At 65.6% G+C, this 22,969-nt stretch carries 20 protein-coding genes and 1 tRNA gene; 4 read left to right on the top strand and 17 right to left on the bottom strand.

Features of this window, described 5'->3' with window-relative positions:
• Both fauA and AC13GA_RS19710 read right to left on the bottom strand, forming a co-directional pair.
• Nucleotides 1-2,172, bottom strand: a complete 2,172-nt coding sequence (fauA, locus tag AC13GA_RS19715) for a TonB-dependent alcaligin siderophore receptor FauA (protein ID WP_482998795.1) — start codon at nt 2,170-2,172, stop codon at nt 1-3.
• 111 nt (nt 2,173-2,283) lie between these two features.
• Nucleotides 2,284-3,222 (bottom strand): helix-turn-helix transcriptional regulator, encoded by a 939-nt coding sequence (locus AC13GA_RS19710; protein ID WP_482998794.1) that lies wholly within the window; start codon nt 3,220-3,222, stop codon nt 2,284-2,286.
• A 139-nt stretch (nt 3,223-3,361) separates the two neighbouring features.
• On the opposite strand from AC13GA_RS19710, the gene AC13GA_RS19705 reads away from it, so the two are divergent.
• Complete coding sequence (locus AC13GA_RS19705; RefSeq protein ID WP_482998793.1) at nt 3,362-5,692, top strand: TonB-dependent receptor; 2,331 nt, start codon at nt 3,362-3,364, stop codon at nt 5,690-5,692.
• Nucleotides 5,693-5,812: 120 nt separating this feature from the next.
• Nucleotides 5,813-6,274 (top strand): DUF4189 domain-containing protein, encoded by a 462-nt coding sequence (locus tag AC13GA_RS19700; protein WP_136638579.1) that lies wholly within the window; start codon nt 5,813-5,815, stop codon nt 6,272-6,274.
• Nucleotides 6,275-6,365: 91 nt separating this feature from the next.
• Here AC13GA_RS19700 and AC13GA_RS19695 read toward each other — a convergent pair.
• From AC13GA_RS19695 to rlmE, 15 genes are all read right to left on the bottom strand, one after another.
• Nucleotides 6,366-6,458, bottom strand: a tRNA-Ser gene (locus AC13GA_RS19695).
• Nucleotides 6,459-6,536: 78 nt separating this feature from the next.
• The gene (gene csrA, locus AC13GA_RS19690; protein ID WP_004152909.1) at nt 6,537-6,740 is read right to left on the bottom strand and encodes a carbon storage regulator CsrA; all 204 of its coding nucleotides are present in this window, start codon (nt 6,738-6,740) and stop codon (nt 6,537-6,539) included.
• 147 nt (nt 6,741-6,887) lie between these two features.
• Nucleotides 6,888-9,536: an alanine--tRNA ligase gene (gene alaS, locus AC13GA_RS19685; protein WP_136638580.1), complete on the bottom strand. Its 2,649-nt coding sequence runs from the start codon at nt 9,534-9,536 to the stop codon at nt 6,888-6,890.
• 109 nt (nt 9,537-9,645) lie between these two features.
• Nucleotides 9,646-10,137, bottom strand: a complete 492-nt coding sequence (gene recX / locus AC13GA_RS19680) for a recombination regulator RecX (protein ID WP_253078933.1) — start codon at nt 10,135-10,137, stop codon at nt 9,646-9,648.
• Nucleotides 10,138-10,247: 110 nt separating this feature from the next.
• The gene (recA, locus tag AC13GA_RS19675; protein ID WP_012510666.1) at nt 10,248-11,285 is read right to left on the bottom strand and encodes a recombinase RecA; all 1,038 of its coding nucleotides are present in this window, start codon (nt 11,283-11,285) and stop codon (nt 10,248-10,250) included.
• A 204-nt stretch (nt 11,286-11,489) separates the two neighbouring features.
• Nucleotides 11,490-12,125, bottom strand: a complete 636-nt coding sequence (gene lexA, locus AC13GA_RS19670; RefSeq protein WP_012510665.1) for a transcriptional repressor LexA — start codon at nt 12,123-12,125, stop codon at nt 11,490-11,492.
• Nucleotides 12,126-12,358: 233 nt separating this feature from the next.
• Nucleotides 12,359-14,041, bottom strand: a complete 1,683-nt coding sequence (ubiB, locus tag AC13GA_RS19665; RefSeq protein ID WP_482998802.1) for a 2-polyprenylphenol 6-hydroxylase — start codon at nt 14,039-14,041, stop codon at nt 12,359-12,361.
• Nucleotides 14,042-14,075: 34 nt separating this feature from the next.
• Nucleotides 14,076-14,570: a CinA family protein gene (locus AC13GA_RS19660; RefSeq protein ID WP_482998792.1), complete on the bottom strand. Its 495-nt coding sequence runs from the start codon at nt 14,568-14,570 to the stop codon at nt 14,076-14,078.
• Nucleotides 14,571-14,673: 103 nt separating this feature from the next.
• Nucleotides 14,674-15,984, bottom strand: coding sequence for a ribosome rescue GTPase HflX (gene hflX, locus AC13GA_RS19655; protein WP_447781110.1), 1,311 nt, complete (start codon nt 15,982-15,984; stop codon nt 14,674-14,676).
• Nucleotides 15,985-15,998: 14 nt separating this feature from the next.
• Nucleotides 15,999-16,274 (bottom strand): RNA chaperone Hfq, encoded by a 276-nt coding sequence (hfq, locus tag AC13GA_RS19650; protein ID WP_004152891.1) that lies wholly within the window; start codon nt 16,272-16,274, stop codon nt 15,999-16,001.
• Between the two features lie 96 nt (nt 16,275-16,370).
• The gene (miaA, locus tag AC13GA_RS19645) at nt 16,371-17,324 is read right to left on the bottom strand and encodes a tRNA (adenosine(37)-N6)-dimethylallyltransferase MiaA (protein ID WP_482998791.1); all 954 of its coding nucleotides are present in this window, start codon (nt 17,322-17,324) and stop codon (nt 16,371-16,373) included.
• Nucleotides 17,324-18,220 carry a dihydropteroate synthase gene (gene folP / locus AC13GA_RS19640; RefSeq protein WP_482998790.1) on the bottom strand — a complete coding sequence of 299 codons (897 nt, stop codon included), beginning with the start codon at nt 18,218-18,220 and terminating at the stop codon, nt 17,324-17,326. Before folP ends, miaA begins: the two co-directional genes overlap by 1 nt.
• Before the next feature lie 561 nt (nt 18,221-18,781).
• The gene (locus AC13GA_RS19635; RefSeq protein WP_004152872.1) at nt 18,782-18,967 is read right to left on the bottom strand and encodes a hypothetical protein; all 186 of its coding nucleotides are present in this window, start codon (nt 18,965-18,967) and stop codon (nt 18,782-18,784) included.
• Nucleotides 18,968-19,069: 102 nt separating this feature from the next.
• Nucleotides 19,070-21,004, bottom strand: a complete 1,935-nt coding sequence (ftsH, locus tag AC13GA_RS19630) for an ATP-dependent zinc metalloprotease FtsH (RefSeq protein WP_169050334.1) — start codon at nt 21,002-21,004, stop codon at nt 19,070-19,072.
• A gap of 69 nt (nt 21,005-21,073) precedes the next feature.
• The gene (gene rlmE, locus AC13GA_RS19625) at nt 21,074-21,706 is read right to left on the bottom strand and encodes a 23S rRNA (uridine(2552)-2'-O)-methyltransferase RlmE (RefSeq protein ID WP_004152870.1); all 633 of its coding nucleotides are present in this window, start codon (nt 21,704-21,706) and stop codon (nt 21,074-21,076) included.
• Between the two features lie 65 nt (nt 21,707-21,771).
• On the opposite strand from rlmE, the gene yhbY reads away from it, so the two are divergent.
• Together yhbY and AC13GA_RS19615 are read left to right on the top strand one after the other, a co-directional pair.
• The gene (gene yhbY, locus AC13GA_RS19620) at nt 21,772-22,077 is read left to right on the top strand and encodes a ribosome assembly RNA-binding protein YhbY (RefSeq protein ID WP_004152868.1); all 306 of its coding nucleotides are present in this window, start codon (nt 21,772-21,774) and stop codon (nt 22,075-22,077) included.
• A 13-nt stretch (nt 22,078-22,090) separates the two neighbouring features.
• Entirely contained in the window at nt 22,091-22,465 is a 375-nt protein-coding gene (locus AC13GA_RS19615; RefSeq protein WP_482998789.1) for an Mth938-like domain-containing protein, read from the top strand.
• The last annotated feature ends 504 nt before the right edge of the window (nt 22,466-22,969 follow it).

The raw sequence follows: 22,969 nt of genomic DNA, 5'->3' as shown, positions 1-22,969 counted from the left end.
TCAGTAGCCGACCTTCAGCGTGAACATCACGTTTCGCGGCGCCCCGTACCAGCCCTGGTTGTAGAAGCCGATCTGCGAGTAGTGGTGGCGGTCGAACAGGTTGTTGATGTTGACCGCCGCAGAGACGTGGGAACTGAACTGGTAGCGCGCCATCAGGTTCACCAGTGCGTAGCTGGGCTGCTCCACCGGCACGCGGCGATTCCCGGGGGCGGTGGCGGTCTGGTACATGCGGTTCTGCCAGTCCACACCGCCACCGAGCGTCAGCCGATCCCAGGTACCGGGCAGGCGCCAGGTGGTGAACAGCTTGAACAGGCTGCGCGGTTTGGCGGTGTTGATCGCCCGTCCCTGTGCATCCTGCGCGATGAAGGTGGTGAAGCTGGTACCCAGGCTCCAGCCCGGCAGAGGTTCACCGGCCAGCTCCAGCTCCAGGCCGTCCACCGTTGCGCCCTTCACCGCGCGGTAGGCCGCCTGCGTGCTGCCTTCGACCAGACCACCAGTGGCCTCGGCCAGGTTGTCCTGCTGGGTGCGGAACAGCGCCGCCGACGCATTCAAGCGCTCCTGCAACCAGCTGCCCTTGAGGCCCAGCTCATAACTGCGGCCACTGACCGGGTCGAGGATCTGCCCGGATTCATTGCGGTTGTTCTGCGGCTTGAAGATGCCGGTGTAGCTGGCGTACACGCTGCTGTAGCCGTTGAGGTCCCAGACCACGCCGGCATAGGGTACGAACTCGTTGCGGTAGCGGTACTTCCGCTTGGCGCCGAAGTAGACCTGGTCGGTCTCCCAGTTGCTCAGGCGGCCACCGACGATCACGTGCAGCGGATCGGCCAACGACAGCCGCGCGACGGCATAGGCACCGCTCTGCTGGTTGTGCAGGTCATCGGCCTGGGTCTTGCTGCTGGCCCACGTCGGCTCAGGCGTGCCCGGCCCGTGCCAGTCCAGATAGCTGGCCAACGGCGGCAGCGGCGCCAGTGCGCGGTACTGCCCCAGCGTGATTTCATCACGCGAGCGCGACCAACCGATCGATGCGGTGTGCTGGCGGCCGAACAGCTCGAACGGCCCGGACAGGCTGACACTGACCGCCTCGCGGCGCACCGGGCCGTCGTAACGAGTGAAGCTGTTGCCTGTAGGCATGGCGCCGGTAACCGGATCGGGATAGCCGCCCCGGTAGAGATGCTTCATCTCCATATCGGTATGCGAGCGGCTGTAGGACACGCGGGCTTGCCAGTCGTTGCCGAAGCGATGATTGAAATCGAAGAAGCCGTTGCGGGTATCGGTGGTCATCCGTGCCCACGGCGCGGTGGCCGATACCGAGCGGTCGAATCGGGTGCGCGTGCCGTCGGCGTTGAACAGTGCGAAACCGCTGCCGAAGCCTCGGTTGTCGTTGCCCTGGTAGGAGATGCCGGCGATCAATCCAGTGTCCTCGCCCAGATCCACACTGACCACGCCGTAGAGTGTCTTTGCGGTGCTGTCCAGGCCGGCGGTGTAGCTGTCGCCCTCTGCCTGCGCAGCGACCACGCGACCACGCACACGCCCTTCCCGGCTCAGCGGGCTGGACACATCCGCCCACGCGCGGCGCGCGTCCCAGCTGCCGAGGCTGATGCCACCACTGGCAGCGAACTCGCGCAGCGGGCGCTTGCGCACATAGTTCACCGCCGCCGAGGGATTGCCGGCGCCGGTCATCAGGCCGTTGGCACCGCGCACGATCTCGATGCGGTCGTACACCACCATGTCCAGATTGTTCTCGCCGAAATTCCACGGCGACAGCACCGGCATCACCACGCCGTCGAACTGGTAGTTGTCGATATCGAAGCCGCGTGCGGAGAACGAGTAGCGGTTGGCGTCGCTGCGCGTGACCGAGATGCCGGGGGCGGTCGACAAGGCGTCGGCGGTGCTCAGCAGCCCGCGGTCCTCGATCTGCTGGCGGGTAACCACGCTGACCGACTGCGGCGTCTGTCGCGAGGTCAGCGACAGCCCCGTCGCCGTGCCCATGGAATCGGTGGTGTAGGAGCGCGAGCTTTCGGTGCTGCCATCGAGGTCGGCCGTGACCTGCACGGTTGGGAGCTGGGAAGGCGTTACGGAAGGAGCGCGTTCGGCGGCGTGGGCAGCGTTGAACAGCGCCAAGGTCGTGCCGATGGCGGTGGCCAGGGCACATGGGCGGAAACAGGCAGGCATGGGAGATCCAGCAGAAGGGAAAGGCTGGATGAGAATTATTGTCATTTAAGCGTGAGCGCACGTATGCGCGCACGCAGCACGCGTATGCGCACCGCCAGCCGCGATCCGGACTCAGCGGATCTGGCTGGGGGCTATGCCGTAGCGCGTTCGGAACGCGGTTGCGAAATTGGTGGCATGCCGATAGCCGACGAAATGCGCGGCCTGCTGCACGCTGCAGCCCTGCCGCAGTTGCTCGCAGGCCAACTGCAGGCGTCGCTCGCGCAACCACGCGAACACCGAACAGCGGTGCACCTGCTGGAATTTCAGGCGCAGGCTGCTCGGGCTCATGCAGGCCACGCGGGCCAGGTCCTCCAGCCGGTGGTCAGCCGCAGGCGATGCCTGCAGGCAGTCGATCACCCGTTGCAGCATGCGGCGGTCGCGCGGTGAAACACGCAGATCCGGCAGCGCGTCCTGTGCAGACGTACCCAACGCCATCGCCAGCATCTGCAGTCCCACACCCTCGCAGAGCAGCGCATGCATCGCGCCTTGCCAGGTCCCCGACAGCAACTGTTCGGCGGCATGTTCAAGATGCGCGGGTACCTGCCAGCTGTGCAGCCGCCGGCGACCATGGCGACGAGCCTGCAACAGCAGTTCGCTGATCACCGGATCATCCATCTCGGCCGGTGCATCCAGCGAGACATTCAGACTGCGCATCCGTTGACCGGCCGGATGAATCGCAGTCATCGGCGCGGCATCGGCCAACACCATCACGCCGGCGCCGCGGTTCATGCCGATCACAGCCTGCCCTTCCAGGCGTGCTCCGGCACGGCCTTCCAGCATCACGATCGCAGCGAACGGCGGGGGTGCCTCCGAAGTCGCCTCGAACGGCTGATGCGCGACCACGTCCGACAGCGCCAGGCTGATGCCAGGGCGCAAGCAGCGCTGTTCCACCCTGCCCTCGACCACGCACAGCGCGCCCGAATCCGCGGCGGACGCAAGTGCAGGCAGCCGATAGCGGAAACCGCTGCTGCGGCCCAAGCGGTCCAGGTCGGCAAGGGTAAGGGTGTGCATGGGGCGCCTACGGGAGATCCAACGCCATTGTCATATGAGAACCGCTCTCATCTCCAACCTTCATGGCAAGGCCCAATCTGCCCTTGTCGATACAAATAGTTACGTTATAACATTTCACATCAACTTCACGGATCGTGTCATGCGCCGCCATCTCCTTGCTGCTGCCATTCTGTTCGTCGTCCACAACGCCCAGGCCGCGGACGACCCCACCCTCCCCACCCTCCAGGTCCAGGCCTCCCAGCCCTCCCGCATCGACAGCCGGGTCACCGTCGACAATCCGCAGGCGCAGAACCGCACCCTCGGCGGCCTGCTCGAACACGTCTCCGGTGTGCAGAGCACCGCCTTCGGGCCGAACGCGGGCGCTCCGGTCATCCGCAGCCTCAGCGGCAACCGCGTGCAGATCCTGCAGGACGGCCAGTCCATCCTGGGCATGAACGCGATCAGCGGTGACATCAACATCCCGTTCGATCCGCTGTTCGTACGCAGCGTCACCGTCAACAAGTCTTCCGACACCGTGCGCTATGGCGGCAATGCGATCGGTGGCAGCGTGGAGATCGACTCGGGCCTGATCTCGCGCAGCATGGAAGACAAGGACCAGTCGATGGAACTGGTCCTGCGCAAGGGGTTCAACGCGGCCGACGCGCAGGGCTTGCGCATGAACTTCAACAACCAGCGCAACGTGTCCACCAACCTGCAGGTGTCGCGACAGCGGATCTCGCACTACGACATCCCCGGCAACAGCAAGGCCAGCGTCTGCAACACCGGTCTGTTCCCGGCCGCTGGGGGCGTCAACTCGGCCCTGGCCGACGCCTGCCAGAAAGAGGCGCGCGTCCAGCAGATCTACAACAAGGCCTCGCAACCCTACATCGACCAGTTCATGACCGAGAACCCGGACTGGGCCGACGGTGATTTCTCCTTCTATACCAACAGTCCGACCTCGGTCTGGCAGCGCCGTACCTACGTCAATCCGGTCAACCCGGCCTACGTCGCGGGCACGCCCTCATACGTGCAGAAGCAGATAAACAACGATGTGACGCCCGACTACCATCACCGGCTGGGCAACAGCTATGCGCGCAATTCGCAGGTGGCCCTCGGTTCGACGCTGTTCTTCGACCGCGGCTACGTCGGTGTCAGCATCGATGCCAAGGACAGCGAGTACGGCGTGCCGGGCTTTTCGATGCAGAACCTGTCGTTCGGCTCCAACTACGCCGATGGCCTGCCGGTGGGCGTGGTGATCAAGCAGCAACGCTACGCGCTGGAAGCCCTGCTGCGCGATCCGCTGCCCTACGTTGAACGCGCTGAGCTGCGGGTCTCGAAGCTGGACAACACCTCCGGCGAGCGGCTGGGCACAAAAAAAGCCAACGACTACGACTTCGAGAGCACCCAGGCCGAGCTGCTGCTGAGCCATCAGCGGGTCGGCCCGCTGAGCGGCCTGCTCGGTTTCAGCCATCAGTCGCGTGATGTCACCGGCAGCGGCTCGCTGCGCTACCTGCCCGACGTCGACAGCCGCAGCAACGCGGTGTTCCTGAAGGAAGCGCTGGACTTCGGCTGGGCGAGCTTCGACGCAGGCGTGCGCCACGAACGCGTGGATCACGAGCTGCAGCCCAGCCGCTTCAAGACCGCGCGCAATGCTTCCAACACGAAACTGCAGGACCGCGACTACCGGCTCAACAGCTACAGCCTGGGCTCATATGTCGAGCTGGGGCCGATGTTCGCGGCCAAGGTGCGTTACTCGTCTTCGCAGCGTGCCCCGGAGATCAACGAGCTGTATGCCAGCAACGCGCACTACTCGGTGATGACCCAGGAAGAAGGCAACCAGGACCTGGAACCGGAACGCGCGAAGAACCTGGAGCTGACCGGCCTGTTCCATCTCGGCGGTTTCGAGCTGTCAGCCACGGCCTACCGGATGAAGTACGAGAACTATCTCTACCTCGGCTACTCCGGCCTGCAGACCGCCAACCGCCTGCCGCTGAAGTACTGGAAGCAGACCGATACCACGGTGAAGGGCTTCGAGATCGACGTGTCGCAGGCCGTGGACCTGGGCCGCTATGGTTCGTTGAATGTCTCCGCCTTCGCCGACCTGGTAAAGAACAAGGCCGATCACCCCGATTCGCTGCGCGCCCACAATGACGGCGAGTATCTGCCGAACATGCCAACCAACCGCTACGGCGCCAACCTGCAGTGGCAGCGCGAAGGCTGGAAGGCGCAGCTGTCCAGCACCTACTACGACAGGCAGAAGTACCTCGGCCGCAATGTCAGCGAGGAGGTGCCGCTGGATGCGTTCAACATGGTCGACCTGCAGGTCAGCCGCGAACTGCCTGTGCGCAATGCCTACATTGCCAGCATGGAAGTGTTCGTCAACGGCAGCAATCTGCTCAATGAGGAAGCACGGCCGCACAACTCGCCGCTGAAGTACATTGCGCCGCTGCCGGGGCGTGGTTTCCAGGTGGGTGTGACGGTGAGGCTTTGAGTAGAGATTGAATGAGAACACGCCTGCAGGTGAACAGCCTGCAGGCACTCTGCATCAGAATCCCATCTGGTTGCGCCTCGAACCCCGCTTGATCCACCATCGGCAAAAAGGGAGAGTGCAATGAACTGGATGCAGATGGTTTCACTTGGGCTGTTGCTGTCCGTCTCATCAGGCGCAAACGCCGCCTCTGCGATCACCTACGACAAGGATGGTCGCTTCGGCTATTCGATGAACCAGCGCTCCCTGACCAGCGCGATGCAGCAGTCGCTGCACTACTGCGCAGCGCGATCCCGCAATTGCGGTCAGTCCGCCAGTACGTCCAGCGAAGGCTATTCGGCCATTGCCACAGGCACGATTGCGTTGGGTTTTGCTCTGGGTGAGAAGACCCCGGAAGCCGCGCAGAGGAAGGCAGAAAAGATGTGCAGGGAACGTGCCAACGACTGCACCCTTTCGATGCTGTGGCGGGAAACGCCAACTCCCGAGCTTGAACCGCCAGTGCTCCCTGGCGCACCAGCCCCCGCGCCTGCGGCAACGCCAACACCAACGCCCCGATCGCAGCCCAGGATCGGGACAGTGGATTAGGCATACGCAGCTCTGCGCCGATCTGCCTTTTCGAACATCAGATAAAGAAAAACGCCTGCAGATCGACGATCTGCAGGCGCTTCTTTGTATCTGGCGGAGTGAGAGGGATTCGAACCCTCGATAGAGCTTTTGACCCTATACTCCCTTAGCAGGGGAGCCCCTTCAGCCGCTCGGGCATCACTCCGGGGTTTTCTCCGCGTCTGGTGCGTTGCACCTCAGCGGGGCGTGAATCATAACGTTAATCGAGTGCGAAGGTAAAGCGTTATTCGGCAGAATTTTCACTGCCGGTGCCACCGGCTTCGTCACCACGCTGGATGCGCTGGTAGATCTCTTCGCGATGCACAGCGACGTCCTTCGGCGCAGTGATGCCGATACGCACCTGGTTACCCTTGACGCCAAGCACGGTGACGCTCACCGAGTCACCGATCATCAGGGTTTCGCCGACGCGGCGAGTCAGGATCAACATTTTTGTAAGTCTCCATGGAACCGTGTGGAAGGGTATCCCCCACCGGCTTGACGCTCCGTCAAGAAGCGCTACCACGACAAAGGGAAAAGATTCGCAATGGTACCGTCAGCCGTCCCGCTCCTACAAGGAGGGGGACGGCGCGGTTCATCACAGGCGGGGGCTGACCCATTCGACGACGGCAGCCAGCGCAGTGGCAAGGGCGGGCCCGTCCTCGCCACCACCCTGGGCGAGGTCCGGGCGTCCGCCGCCCTTGCCCCCGATCTGACTGGCGATATGGGACAACAGTTCCCCGGCCTTGACCTTGCCCATTGCGCTGCCGTTCACACCCGCGACCAGGGCGGCCTTGCCGTCCTGGGCACCGGCCAGCACGATCACCGCGTCGCCCAGCTGCTGCTTCAGGCGGTCCATGGCGTCACGCAGGGCCTTGGCGTCGAAACCTTCCAGGCGAGCCGCCAGCACCTTCACACCGGCGACCTCGACGGCCTGGCCGGACAGGTCAGCGGTGGCGCCAGCGGCAACCTTGGCCTTCACGGACTCCAGCTCGCGTTCCAGCTGCTTCTGGCGCTGGCCAAGGGCGCGGATCTTCTCGACCACGTCGGCAGCGCTGCCGCCAAGCAGTTCGGCGGCCTCGGCCAGGCGGGCCTCTTCGGCATCCACGTAGTCCAGCGCACCCTGGCCGGTGACCGCCTCGATGCGGCGCACGCCGGCGGAGACGCCGCCCTCGGAGGTGATCTTGAACAGGCCGATGTCGCCGGTACGGTTGACGTGGGTACCGCCGCACAGCTCGGTGGAGTAGTCACCCATCTTCAGCACGCGCACGTGCTCACCGTACTTCTCGCCGAACAGGGCCATCGCGCCGAAGTCCAGCGCTTCCTGCATGCCCATGTTGTGCACTTCGGCAGCGTTGTTGGCACGCACCTGCTGGTTGACCTTGCGCTCGATCACCGCCAGCTCTTCCGCGCTGATCGGCTGGAAGTGCGAGAAGTCAAAGCGCAGGCGGTCCGGCGCCACCAGCGAGCCCTTCTGCTGCACGTGGGTGCCCAGCACTTCGCGCAGGGCGGCATGCAGCAGGTGGGTGGCGGAGTGGTTGAGGATGGTGGCGCCGCGACGCTCGCCATCGACCTGGCCGGACAGCACGTCACCAACCTTCAGGCCGCCTTCGGACAGGGTGCCGACGTGGCCATGGAACTGGCCGGCGAACTTCTGGGTGTCGTCCACCGCCAGGCGCACGCCGTTGCCGGTCAGCACGCCGGTGTCGCCGACCTGGCCGCCGGACTCGGCGTAGAACGGGGTCTGGTTGGTGATCACGATGACCGCATCACCGGCATTGGCCGACTGCACCGGACGGCCGTCCTTGAGCACGGCCAGCACGGTCAGGTCATCGGCCTGCAGGCGGTCGTAGCCGAGGAAGCGGGTCGGGCTGAGGGTTGCCACCAGCTCGGCCGGCAGGGTAACGCCACCGCCGAACTTGCCGGCCGCGCGCGCGGTTTCGCGCTGCTGCTCCATCGCCGCATCGAAGCCGGCGATGTCGACGGTCAGGTCGCGCTCGCGGGCGATGTCCTGGGTCAGGTCGAGCGGGAAGCCATAGGTGTCGTACAGGCGGAACGCATCAACGCCGGGGATCACGCCATTGCTGGCCTTGCCGGCAACGTCTTCGAAGATCTTCATGCCTGCGTCGAGGGTTTCAGCGAAACGCTCTTCTTCGGCCTGCAGCGCACGGGTGACGGTATCGACCGCCGCCGGCAGTTCCGGATAGGCCTCGCCCATCTGCTCGACCAGAGTCGGCACCAGCTTGCTGAAGAACGGCTGGCGCACACCCAGCATCCAGCCGTGGCGCAGGGCGCGGCGGATGATACGGCGCAGCACGTAGCCGCGGCCTTCGTTGGACGGCAGCACGCCGTCGACGATCAGGAACGAGCAGGCACGGATGTGATCGGCGATCACCCGCAGCGACTTGTTCTCCAGATCGGCGGTGCCGGTCAGCTCGGACGCCTTGCGGATCAGCGCCTGGAACAGGTCGATCTCGTAATTGGTGTGCACGTGCTGCAGGATCGCCGCCAGGCGTTCCAGGCCCATGCCGGTATCCACGCACGGTGCCGGCAGCGGCACCAGGGTGCCGTCGGGCTGGCGATCGAACTGCATGAACACCAGGTTCCAGATTTCGATGAAGCGGTCGCCGTCTTCATCCGGGGAACCCGGGGGGCCACCGGCGATGTGGTCGCCGTGGTCGTAGAAGATCTCGGTGCACGGGCCGCACGGGCCGGTATCGGCCATCTGCCAGAAATTGTCCGAGGCAAACGGCGCACCCTTGTTGTCACCGATGCGCACGATGCGCTCTTCCGGGATGCCGACCATGTCGCGCCACAGCGCATACGCTTCGTCGTCGGTCTGGTAGACGGTGACCAGCAGGCGTTCGGCCGGCAGTTTCCAGACCTGGGTCAGCAGCTCCCATGCCCAGGCGATCGCGTCCTTCTTGAAGTAGTCGCCGAAGGACCAGTTGCCCAGCATTTCGAAGAAAGTATGGTGACGTGCGGTGTAGCCGACCTGGTCAAGGTCGTTGTGCTTGCCGCCGGCGCGCAGGCAGCGCTGGACGTCGGCCGCGCGCACGTAGCTGCGCTTCTCCGCGCCAAGGAACACGTCCTTGAACTGCACCATGCCGGAATTGGTGAACAGCAGGGTCGGATCATTGCCCGGCACCAGCGGCGCCGACGGCACGATGGTGTGGCCTTTGCCCTTGAAGAATTCAAGGAAGTCGCTGCGGATCTGGGAAGTCGTGAATTTGGCGGATGCGTTCATTGGGGGCTGGCAGTCGGCGGGCCGGCGGACCCGGACCACCGGCCGCAATGGCCAGGGTCGCGCGGGACCGCCGAAAACCTAAAGGGTATCAGGCCCGGCGCCGCCAGTCTCAGTCATCCGGGTCGTAGCGGGTCGCGCGGCGGATGCTGTCCCCGTCGAAGCCCCGTCGGGCCAGCAGGTCCGCAGCCTTGCGACGCTGCGCCAGGTCCTGCGGGCCGGTTTCGCCGAAGCGGCGGCGGACCAGGTCGCGGGCGTTCTCCTGCCAGTCGCCTTCATAACTGTCCATTGCCGCGGCGATCGCCTCGCTGTCCAGGCCATGGGTGCCGAGCTCGGCGCGCACGTGGATCGGCCCGTAGCCGGTATTGGCACGCATCCGCACCAGGTTCTCGGCAAAGCGGGTGTCATCCTGCCAGCCCGCCTCGGTCAGCTTGGCAACAGCGGCTTGCGCGGCCTCATCCTCGATGCCACGGGCGGTCAGTTTGCGGGTCAGCTCTTTGCGCGAGTGTTCGCGGCGGACCAGCAGGCCCAGCGCCCGTTGTACGGGGGTCTGCTCACGCGGCCGTCGCTTGCGGCCGGCGGGAATGTCTTCGGCGTCGGACATCGGTGCTCCAGGGGTGGCGCCATCCGTGGCGCCCTGCCCGTCCATGGGCGATTCGAACCTGCGGAGCAGGGCGACGTCACTGACGGCGCCACCCTGCCCCACAGCAAGCCTTATTCGTCGTCGCCTTCGTCGTCGCCTTCTTCGCGGGCAGCTTCAGACGGCTGGAACTTCTCGCGCAGCTCGGCTTCGAGCTTGGCGGCGACGGTCGGGTTGTCGCGCAGGTAGCCACGGGCATTGTCCTTGCCCTGGCCGATACGCTCTTCGCCGTAGCTGTACCAAGCGCCGGCCTTCTCGACCAGCTTGGCATCCACGCCCATGTCGATCAGTTCGCCTTCGCGGCTGATGCCTTCGCCATACAGGATCTCGGTGATGACCTGCTTGAACGGCGGCGCCAGCTTGTTCTTGACGACCTTGATCTTGGTCTGGTTGCCGATGATCTCGTCGCCCTTCTTGATCGCGCCGATACGGCGGATATCCAGACGCACCGAGGCATAGAACTTCAGCGCGTTGCCGCCAGTGGTCACTTCCGGGCTCTGGCCCGGCATCATCACGCCGATCTTCATGCGCAGCTGGTTGATGAAGACCACCAGGGTGTTGGAGCGCTTGATGTTGCCGGTCAGCTTGCGCAGCGCCTGGCTCATCAGGCGGGCCTGCAGACCCGGCAGCTGGTCGCCCATCTCGCCTTCGATTTCGGCCTTCGGGGTCAGCGCGGCAACCGAATCGACCACCAGGATGTCCACCGAGCCCGAACGGACCAGCATGTCGGCGATTTCCAGCGCCTGCTCGCCGGTGTCCGGCTGCGACAGCAGCAGGTCGTCCACGTTGACGCCCAGCTTGGCGGCGTAGATCGGATCCAGCGCATGCTCGGCGTCGATGAAGGCTGCAGTGCCGCCCAGCTTCTGGCACTCGGCGATGGCCTGCAGGGTCAAGGTGGTCTTGCCCGACGACTCCGGACCATAGATCTCAACGACACGGCCCTTCGGCAGGCCACCAATACCCAGCGCGATGTCGAGCATCAGCGAACCGGTCGGAATGGCTTCGACGGGTTCGACCACGCGGTCGCCCATGCGCATCACCGAGCCCTTGCCGAACTGCTTTTCGATCTGGCCCAGAGCTGCAGCGAGGGCGCGCTTCTTGTTCTCGTCCATCGGATTGGTCCTTGCAGAGGTCGTGTCGTTGGAGGTGCTGTCTTTGGGGGTCTTCTTTGCCATGGGTTCACTTTAAGTCGGACGTATCGCACAGGCTGAGATTCTGCCCGGCGCTCTGAAAAGAATTATCGGACATCCGTACCAACCTCAGTGGAACCAGAGAATCGCCACAAAAGACCGCGGGGTAATGCGCTATGGAACAGGTCAACGGTTGGGTCGTAACAGGCCGCAATAGAGGCCTTCGATCGAGAAGTCCTGGTCCGGCAGCACCTCGATCGGCTTGTAGTCGGGGTTGCGTGGCAGCAGGCGGATACGGTCCTTGGCGATCTTCAGCAGCTTGACGGTGATCTCGTCATCGATGCGGGCCACCACGATCTGCCCGGAATGGGCATCGCGGGTGCGGTGCACGCCGATCAGGTCACCGTCGAAGATGCCCTCGTCGATCATCGAATCGCCCTGCACCTTGAGCAGGTAATCCGGCGCCGGCGAGAAGAACACCCGGTCCAGCACCACGAAATCATCCGAGCCGATGTCGGCACCGATCGGCAGACCTGCTGCGACCCGGCCGAGCACCGGCAGGCGCAGAACGTTGTCGGGCAGGCCCGGCTCGGCCAGCTTCTCCAGCGGTGGCGCCTGCACCAGGCGGATGCCTCGGGCCTGGCCCGGAATGCGACGGATCGCACCGGCCTGCTCCAGGGCTTCCAGGTGGTACTGGGCCGCGCGGACGCCCTTGAAGCCGAATGCACGCGCGATTTCAGTCTGCGACGGCGGTGCGCCTTCGCTCTCGATACGCTCGGCGATCAACTGCAGGATCGCCTGCTGGGTGTCGGTCAGGTCCATGATTAGTAGTATTACTACTAACGAACGGGACTGCAAGTGCTGGTTGCGACACGGCGGGATGCAGGACTGACGGGGAACGACCTATTGCGCCGAGCCATGCTCGGCGCCGTCGCCGTCGCCGGGCATGGCCCAGCTGGTAGGGGCAAAAGCAAGAGCAGCCGACCAGCGGTCGGCTCTACAGGAATCGCGCAGCGATTCCGCAGTTCCCGTTGGGAACCGCTGCGGCAAGCACACTAGGTGTGCTTGCCGCTTCTCCATATCGAAAACAGGATCCACACGCCGCAGAAGCCGGCGCCGATGAAACCGCATACGCCCAGCGCCAGCAGCCAGCGGCTGGAAACCCCGCCGACGCTGTGCATCACGATGGATGAGCCGATGATCAGGGCGGCGGTGACGATGCCCATCACCAGCCGGTTGGCGGCGCGGTTGACCTGTTCGCCGAAGCCCTGCAACGCCGTGGTTTCCACCTTCAGCTGCAGGCGCCCACGGCGTGCGGCCTGGACCAGCTTGCGCAGGTCACGGGGCAGTTCGCCGGCGAAATCAACCAGGCCCAGCAGGCTGCGCCGGCCACGCTTGAGCAGCGCCTTGGGCGCATAGCGCTGCAGCACCACCCGCTCCAGGAACGGTCGCGCGGCGCTGGCCATGTCGAAATCCGGGTCCAGCTGCCGGCCCATGCCTTCCAGGGTCAGGAACGCCTTGATCATCAGCGCCAGGTCGGCCGGCAGGGTCAGGCTGTAGCTGCGCAGCAGCTGGGTGATGTCGCCCAGCATCAGGCCGATGCGCAGGTCCTTCAGTGGCACGCCCCGGTACTGGTCGACGAACTGGCTGATGTCGTGCTGCAGCCGGTTTTCGTCCACTTCCACGCCGCCGGCCCAGTCCAGCAGCACGTCGGCCACGCCCTGCGGGTCCTGCTCGACCAGCCCGTGCAGCAGCTGCGCGACCTGGAAACGACGCACTTCGGACAGCGCACCGACCATGCCGAAATCGATCACGCCGATGCGGCCGTCGCGCAGGTAGATGATGTTTCCCGGATGCGGATCGGCGTGGAAGCTGCCGTCCTCCAGCACCATCTTCAGCACGATGTCGGCACCACGCCGCGCCAGTTCGCGCCGGTCCAGCCCTGCGGCGTCGACGCCGGCCAAGTGGCGGCCGGGAATGCCATCAACGTAGTCCTGCACATTCAGGCTTTCGCAGGTCCACTGCCAATGCACGCTGGGAATCAGGATATCGTCGCGGCCTTTGAAGTTGCGCGCGATGCGCTCGGCGTTGCGGCATTCGGCGGCGAAATCCAGCTCGCGGCGCAGCGACACGGTGAACTGCTGCACGACCTCGGCCGGACGGTAACGATGCAGATCCGGAAGGCGCGCCTCGACGATCTCGGCCAGGCGCGCCAGCAGCCGCAGATCGGCCTCGACCACATCGCGGATGCCGGGGCGACGTACCTTCAGCACCACCTCCCGACCGTCCTGCAGGCGCGCGCGATGGGCCTGCGCCAGTGAAGCCGCAGCCATGGGCGTTTCATCAAGGAAGGCGAACACCTCCTGCGGCGACGCACCGAGGTCGGACTCGAGCTGCTCGCGGATGTCCGCGTACGGCAAGGCCGGCACTGCGTTCTGCAGTTCGGAAAGCTCGGCGATCCATTCCGGCGGCAGCAGGTCGACGCGCGTCGCCAGCACCTGGCCAAGCTTGACGAAGGTTGGGCCGAGATCCTGCATGGCGCTGCGCACGCGCACCGGTGCGGTCATCCGCAGCAGTTCCTGGCGCTCTTCGTTCCAGTGCAGCAGGCGCCCTGCCCGCTCCAGCACCGTGGCCAGGCCGATGCGCCGCACCACATCGCCGAAGCCATAGCGGATCAGGACGACGGCAATTTCCTGCAGTCGGCCCAGGTCACGGACCGTGCCCAGCGTTTCCCACATCATGCGTGCTCCGGACGATTACCGGAGCAGCATGTCACAGCTGGGCGTCGATACCGCGCAATGCCGCGGACACGGTTTGCCGGCGGATGGCTTCGCGGTCGCCATCGAACTGGAACAACTCGGCGCGGGCGTAACCTCCACGGCGCTTCCAGCCGATCCAGACGCTGCCGACCGGCTTGTCAGGGCTACCGCCACCAGGGCCAGCGATACCCGTCACCGCCACGGCGATGCCGGCGCCGGAATTGACCAGCGCACCGGACACCATCTCCAACACGGTTTCGCGGCTGACCGCACCAAACTGCTCCAGGGTCTGCGCGCGCACGCCGAGCAGACGCTGCTTGGCCTCGTAGCTGTAGACCACCATGCCACAGTCGAAGAACGCCGAGGAACCGGCGATGTCGGTCATGCACTTGGCGATCCAGCCGCCACTGCAGCTCTCGGCGGTCACCAGCTGCAGCGAGGCCTGCTGCAGGCGCTGCCCGAGCGCGGCGGACAGGGCATTGAGTTCAGCGTCGGTGGGAATGGGCATCGGCATGACGGTGGGGTGAAGAACCTGCACGTTGTACCGCAGATGACGGCCGCGTGTCGCGGGCCTCCGTGACGGCAGTCGCCGGGCAGGGCCCGGCGCTACCTCACCACTCCGGCAGTTTCTCAGGCAGCAGCGCCCGGATCGGCGCGCCGTCGGCACTGGCGGCCAGCTTTTCGGCTTCGGCGATAGGCAGGTCGACCTGCAGCAGCCAGCCGTCTTCATCGGCCTGCTCGCTGCGGATCACTTCCAACTGGTGCAGGCGCGCGCGCAGACGGCCGGCATCCGGCGGCAGCCGCAGTTCACCGGTCACGTGCTGCAGGCCAAGGCGCTTGCCCAGCACGCTCTGCAGCAGGTCCAGGCCGTGTCCATCGCGTGCGGAAATCCACACCCGCTCGCGGCGTGACTCGTCGGGAACGCCGTCCTGGCCATCGTGGCGGACGTCAGCACCGTCGATGCGGTCAATCTTGTTGAACACCAGCAGCTGCGGCAGATCGCCGGCACCAACCGCGGTCAGCACCTCGTCCACCTGGGCGATGCGCTCCTCGCGGTGCGGATCGGCGGCATCAACCACGTGCAGCAGGAAATCGGCCTCGCGCGCCTCGGACAGAGTCGAGCGGAACGCGGCGACCAGATCATGCGGCAGATCACGGACGAAGCCGACGGTGTCGGCCAGCACCACGTTGCCGCCCGGCACCGCGATGCGGCGCACGGTCGGGTCCAGCGTGGCGAACAGCTGGTCGGCGGCATAGGCCTCAGCGCCGGTCATGGCGTTGAACAGGGTCGACTTGCCGGCGTTGGTGTAACCCACCAGGGCCACGCGCGGCAGCTCGCTGCGCACACGCGCACGGCGCATCTGGGTGCGCTGCACTTCCACCTTTTCCAGCCGCTTCTGCAGCTGTTCCACCCTCTTCTGCAGCAGGCGGCGGTCGGTTTCCAGCTGGGTTTCACCCGGGCCGCGCAGGCCGATGGAACCGCCGCGCTGGCGCTCCAGGTGGGTCCAGCCGCGCACCAGCCGCGTGGCCAGGTGACGCAGCTGTGCCAGCTCGACCTGCAGCTTGCCTTCGTGGCTGTGCGCACGCTGGGCGAAGATGTCCAGGATCAGACCGGTACGGTCGATCACCCGGCGCTCCAGAAACCGTTCCAGGTTGCGCTCCTGGCCCGGGCTCAACGCATGGTTGACCAGGATCAGGTCGGCGCCAGAGGCATCTGCCGCAGCCTTGATCTCGTCAAGCTTGCCGCTGCCGATCAGGGTCGACGGATTGGGCCGATCCAGGCGCGCGGTGATCGTGGCGGCGATGCTGGCCCCAGCCGAGCGGGCCAGATCACCGAACTCTTCCAGCACATCGTCTTCCAGCTTGCCGAAATGCGGCTGGATCAAGAGGGCGTGTTCGCCCTTTTTCGAGCGGTCAAACATTCACCGCTCCAGTCTTACTCGTCTGCTTCATCACCCGCCTGACCACCTTCACCCGACTGCACATAGCCACCACCCGGTCCGACCTTCACGTTGCGTGCCGGTACCACCGTGGAAATGGCGTGCTTGTAGACCATCTGGCTGACCGTGTTGCGCAGCAGGACCACGAACTGGTCGAACGACTCGATCGTGCCCTGCAGCTTGATACCGTTGACCAGGTACACCGAAACCGGCACGCGCTCGCGCCGCAGTGCGTTCAAGAAAGGATCCTGCAGCGATTGTCCCTTGGACATTGCACACTCCTGATTATTGTTCTTATTGGGTTGCCGACGGTTGCCGCGGCCCCCGAGCCGCCCACCGACCGATGATGTTACACGGCTGGCGGGGGTTCAGCGTGCGACGAAGGCCGACACCGCGCCGGCAAGGCGCTCCTGGTCGATATGGGGGTCGAACCAGCGCGCATCAAGTTCACCGCGCAGCCAGGTCAGCTGGCGCTTGGCCAGCTGCCGGGTGGCGAAGATCGCCTTGTCACGGAAGCGGGCGGCATCGCCCTGCCCGTCCAGGTACTCCCAAGCCTGGCGATAGCCGACCGCGCGCACAGCCGGCAGGTCCAGTGGCGCCTCCGCGGCGGCCAATTCCGGCATCGCGCGCAGCGCCCGCACCTCGTCAAGGAAACCCTGCGCCAGCATGGCGTCGAAGCGCGCCTCGATGCGCTGGTGCAGTACCGCGCGGTCACGCGGGGCCAGGACCAGCTTGAGCGTGCGCACCGGCAACGGCGCCACGCCCGGCCGGCGCTGCCACTCCGTGATGGGGGTACCGGTCAGGCGATAGACCTCCAGCGCCCGCTGGATGCGCTGCGGGTCGGTGGCATGGATGCGTGCGGCGGCCGCCGGATCAACCTTGGCCAGTTCCGCATGCAGTGCCGCCCAGCCGCGTTCGGCGGCTTCGGCGCTGAGCGCTTCGCGCGTCGCCGGATCGGCCTCCGGCATCGGCGACAGGCCCTGCAACAAGGCGCGGAAGTACAACCCGGTGCCGCCGGCCAGGATCGGCATCTTGCCGCGCGCCAGGATGTCGGCCACGACGCGACCGGCATCGGCCGCGAACTCGGCCGCCGAATAGGTCTGCCAGGGATCGCGCAGATCCAGCAGGTGGTGCGGCGCCTGCGCACGCTCGGCCGCATCGGGCTTGGCCGAGCCGATGTCCAGGTGGCGATAGACCAATGCCGAATCGACGCTCACGATCTCGCCATCCAGCTGCCGGGCCAGGGCGATCGCAGTCGCGGTCTTGCCACTGGCGGTCGGTCCCATCACGGCGATCGCCAGCGGCCGCTGGTCGATCCCCATCAGTCTTCGTCCGGCCAGCGGATCGTCGGCGTGGCGTCGGCGCGCGGCGTCGGTACGGCCTCCACTGCCTGCCAGATCTTCAGTGCGTCGACCGTGGCGGCCACGTCATGCACGCGCACGATGCCCGCACCTCGCTGAACTGCGATCAGGTGCGCGGCAACCGAAGCAGCCACTCGCTCAGACGGCGTGTCGCGACCGGTCAGTTCACCCAGGCTGCGCTTGCGCGACAGGCCAGCCAGCATCGGCACGCCCAGTTCCAGGAAGCGCTCCGAACGCGCCAGCAGGGTCATGTTGTGGGCGGTGGTCTTGCCAAAGCCGAAGCCGAGGTCGATCAGCAGGTTTTTCTTCTCGATGCCCGCCATCTCGGCAGCGAACAGGCGCTGCACCAGGAAACCGTGCACCTCGGCGACCACATCGTCGTAATGCGGATCGGCCTGCATGTGGCCCGGCTCGCCCTGCATGTGCATCAGCACCACCGGCACGCCGGCCTCGGCAGCCGCGTCCAATGCGCCTTCCTGGCGCAGGCCGAAGATGTCGTTGATCATGCCGGCGCCGGCCGGCACTGCCGCCCGCATCACGTCGGGCTTGAAGGTGTCGATGCTGATCGGCACCTGGGTTCGGGCAGCCAACTGCTCGATCACCGGAATCACCCGGCGCAGCTCCTCCTCCACCGATACCGGCGCAGCGCCCGGCCGGGTCGATTCGCCGCCGATGTCCAGCAGGTCCGCGCCCTCCTCGACCAGCTTGAGGCCATGTGCGACCGCGGCCTCGGTGGTGTCGTGCGCGCCGCCATCGGAGAACGAGTCCGGGGTGACGTTGACGATGCCCATGACCCGGGCACGGTCGAGACGCAGGATGCGGCCGGCGCAATCGAGCTGGGGCGAGGTATCGAACATGGGCAATCCTGCAGGGACAACGGCGGGTAGTTTAGTTCGGCAGGGCGGCGCCCTGCACCCGCAGAGGCAACGGCCACAGCAAGAGCCCAAGCAACAGCAGAAGCTGGTTTCCTGAGGGTAGCCGGGGTGGGTCCGGTTGCGGGAGACGCCGTAAACCCATCCATGGGGGCTTGGCCGCGGCATCCATGCCGCGGACACTCCCGCAACCGGACCCACCCCGCCTTCGACAGATTTCTGCGATCTTTCGGAGCAGCTCTTGGGGTCAGATCCGTTTTCCTGCGGAAAACGGATCTGACCCCATTCTTGTACATCGATATCTGACAGATGTGTCGACCAAGGTCGACACCTACCAACAGCTCCCGAAATCTGTCAGAGGTGGGGCGGTGTCGGAGTGCGGGGTGTCAGCCGCATGGATGCGGCTGCCAAGCCTACAGGGACGTACTCGCGGCGTCCCCGCACTCCGACACCGCCCCGCCAAACCACGGAATGCACGCTGTTGCCGTTGCCGTTGCCGTTGCTCTGGCTCGTAGCAGGTGCAGGGCGCAGCCCTGCCGATACCCATCAACGGCGGCGGCGCTTGCGGTCCACGTACAGGGTCTTGGCGATGCTCAGCACGATGCCGACACCGATACCCACCACACAGCCCAGCAACAGGTTGTCGGCACCAAGGCCTACACCCACGCCGACCACGGTGGCGATGACCATCTCGACGGTGTGGGAAATCGGTTCGGGCTTCGGGGTGGACATGCGGGCTCCAGCATCAGAACGGTTCTTCGGGATGGGCCAGTGGCCCGGAAACAACGAGGCCGGGTTGCCCCGGCCTCGTCTGGTATTACCTGCAGCGGGCCGTCAGTGCGACTCGGCCGGGCCTGCGATCGGCGGCAGCGGACGGGCGTCGCCACCCTTGTCGTTGCCACCATCCTTGTTCGACTTGTTCCAGCCGGCCGGCGGCGGCGGATCGCGGCCTTCCATGATGGCGTCGATCTGCGGCGCGTCGATGGTCTCGTACTGCAGCAGCAGCTGGGACATCGCGTGCAGCTTGTCCAGATTGGCCGTCATCAGCTCGGTGGTGCGTGCGTAAGCCTCGTCGAGGATGTTGCGCACTTCCTCGTCGATGCGGCGCGCGGTGTCGTTGGACACGCTCTTGTGCTGGGTGACCGAACGGCCCAGGAACACCTCATCGTCCTCTTCGCCATAGGCGATCGGGCCGAGCTGGTCGGACAGGCCCCACTTGGTGACCATGTTGCGGGCCATCTTGGTGGCACGTTCGATGTCGTTGGAGGCACCCGTGGTGACTTTGTCGGCACCGAAGATCAGCTCCTCGGCCACGCGGCCACCGTACAGCGAGCACAGCTGCGACTTGATCGCCACGCGGTTCATCGAGTACTTGTCGCCTTCCGGCAGGTACATGGTCACACCCAGCGCACGGCCGCGCGGGATGATGGTGACCTTGTAGACCGGATCGTGCTCGGGCACCAGACGACCGACGATGGCGTGACCGGCTTCGTGGTACGCGGTGAGGGTCTTCTCCTCCTCGCTCATGGCCATCGAACGACGCTCGGCACCCATCAGGATCTTGTCGCGGGCACGATCGAAGTGGTCCATGCGGACCTCCTTCTCGTTGCCACGGGCGGCGAACAGGGCGGCCTCGTTGCAGAGGTTGGCCAGGTCGGCACCGGAGAAACCCGGGGTACCACGCGCGATCACCATGGGCACGACGTCGTCAGCCAGCGGCAGCTTGCGCATGTGCACCTTGAGGATGTGCTCGCGGCCCTTCACGTCCGGCAGACCGACCACCACCTGGCGGTCGAAACGGCCCGGACGCAGCAGCGCCGGGTCCAGCACGTCCGGACGGTTGGTCGCGGCGATCACGATCACGCCTTCGCCGCCTTCAAAACCGTCCATTTCGACCAGCAGCTGGTTCAGGGTCTGCTCGCGCTCGTCATGACCGCCGCCCAGGCCGGCACCACGGTGACGGCCGACGGCGTCGATTTCATCGATGAAGATGATGCACGGCGCGTGCTTCTTGGCCTGCTCGAACATGTCGCGCACACGGCTGGCGCCGACGCCGACGAACATTTCCACGAAGTCCGAACCGGAGATCGAGAAGAACGGCACCTTGGCTTCGCCGGCGATGGCCTTGGCCAGCAGCGTCTTGCCGGTACCCGGCGGGCCCACCATCAGCACGCCACGCGGAATCTTGCCGCCCAGCTTGGTGAACTTGGACGGGTCGCGCAGGAAGTCGACCAGCTCGCCCACTTCTTCCTTGGCCTCGTCGCAGCCAGCGACGTCGGCGAAGGTGACCTTGATCTGGTCTTCGCCCTGCAGCTTGGCGCGCGACTTGCCGAAGGACATCGCGCCCTTGGCACCGCCGCCACCGCCCTGCATCTGGCGCATGATGAACAACCAGAAGCCGATGATCAGGATGACCGGCAGGAAATTCATCAGGATCGCGCCGAGGGAGATGCCGCTGGACGGCTCTTCCTGCACGATTTCCACGTTCTTGGTACGCAGCACGTTGATCAGGTCACGATCGAACGGTGCGGTGATGGTGGCCGACTGGCCGCCACGGGTGGTGTAGGTCAGCTGGCTGGTGCCGCCGCGCATGTCGCCGCCGAAGGCGACCTTCTGCACGTTGCCGCTGTCCACCTGGTCCAGGAACTGCGAATACGACGCGCCCTGCGCCCCAGCCCCGGAGGTCTTGGGCGAGAAGCTCTGGAAGACCACCATCAGCACGACGGCGACGACCACCCATAGCAGGAGGTTCTTGGTCAAGTCGTTCATCCTCATTGGCTCCGGTGTTCCTCTTAGTGCTGGCGTTGCGTTGGGGTCGAACTTGCGTACGTTGCGAGCTTACTTCATGTGGGCGCGTTTTCCCTGACCCAAGGCATACACCTCGGGAGAGCGCTTGCGCGACGCTTCCGGCTTGCGGATGGAGACCTTGTCGTACCGGCGGCGCATGTCACGCACGTAGTCGTCAAAGCCTTCGCCCTGGAACAGCTTGATCAGGAACGCCCCACCGGTCTTCAGGTGGTTGTCGGCAAAATCCAGGGCCAGCTCCGCCAGGTGCATCATCCGCGGCTGGTCGACCGCGCCTACACCACTCTTATTGGGGGCCATGTCCGACAGCACAAGGTCTACCGGCTGATCACCGAGCATGGCTTCAAACTGCGATAGGACGGTTTCTTCCCTGAAGTCACCGTGAAGGAACTCCACGCCGGCCAGCGGCGGCATGTCCAGGATGTCCAGGGCCAGCACACGGCCAGTATCGCCGATCTGTCTCCGAACCTGCTGAGACCAACCGCCCGGGGCCGCGCCAAGGTCGACCACGACCATGTGCGGCTTCAGCAGCCGGTCACGTTCGAGCAGCTCTTCAAGCTTGTAGGCGGCGCGCGAGCGCATGCCTTCGGCCTGCGCCTTCTTCACGAAGGGGTCGGAGAAATGTTCCTTGAGCCAGCGCTGGCTGCTTTTGCTGCGGGTAGCCATTGAAAATAGGGGCTGATGGGGTCCTCATGATACCCTGATCGCCCCATTCAACCGTGTTTTCCTGCATGTCCATCGCCCTGACCGCTTCCCAGACCCGTTTCCTGCGCGGCCAAGCCCACGACCTGAAGGCGCTGCTGCAGACCGGCGGCAAGGGCGTGACCCCGGCCTTCATCGCTGAGCTGAATGAAGTGCTGGAGCGCCACGAGCTGGTCAAGGTGAAGGTCGCTGCCGAAGACCGCGACGCCCGGGACGTGATGATCGGCGAGATCGTCGAAGCCACCGAGAGCGCGTTGGTGCAGCGCATCGGCCACGTCGCCGTGCTGTATCGCCCGAGCAAGGAACAGCGCCAGATCGTGCTGCCGCGCGGCTGATCGCCCGACTCCCATGCAGCTGAACCACGAACCGCCCGATTACGCCTACAGCCTGCGCGCTGCCGACGGGCGCTCGGCCAGGGTCAACGACCAGGTGCTGGGCAGCAGCTTCTTCCTGACTCCGGACCAGCTGGTCGCGCAGTGGCCGGTGACACGTGCCGCCGAGCTGCAGCTGGCCGACCTGGAGCCGATCCTGGCACTGAATCCGGTGCTGATCGTGCTGGGCACCGGCGACCGCCAGGTGTTCCCGCCGGCGGTGGTGATGGCTGCATGCCTGAGCCGTGGCATCGGTCTGGAAGTGATGAACAACCCGGCCGCCGCGCGCACCTTCAACATCCTGGCCGGCGAAGGCCGTAAGGTCGCTGCCGCCTTCATTCTGGAAGGCTGAGGAACAGAGCCGCCAGGCATGGCCCGGCGCTACCTTGGATCACACGTAGCCTGTAGCGCCCGAGCCGATGCTCTGGCGGCGTTGTTTACCGGCGAAGAGCAGCCGAGCATGGCTCGGCTCTACACACACAACGCAGCTCCGGCACCTGTAGCGCCCGAGCCCATACTCGGGCGGCGCCGCTTCGCGGCGGAAAGACGCCGGGCATGGCCCGGCGCCATCAACGTCAACGCGCCGGCAGGTACTGCTGCGGGTCGACCGGCTTGCCGTTGTAGCGGGTGCGCCGACGGCGTTTGCGGCCCATGGGCCGCGCCGACGGCAAACGCCCGGCGTGCTACGCCGGGCCGGGGATCCGCCCAGATGGCGAATCGACGATCAACGCGCCGGCAGGTACTGCTGCGGGTCGACCGGCTTGCCGTTGTAGCGGGTGCGCCGACGGCGTTTGCGGCCCATGGGCCGCGCCGACGGCAAACGCCCGGCGTGCTACGCCGGGCCGGGGATCCGCCC

This window comes from Stenotrophomonas sp. 22DLJC03 (assembly GCF_056861405.1).
This window is presented reverse-complemented; position numbering and strand designations above follow the sequence as displayed.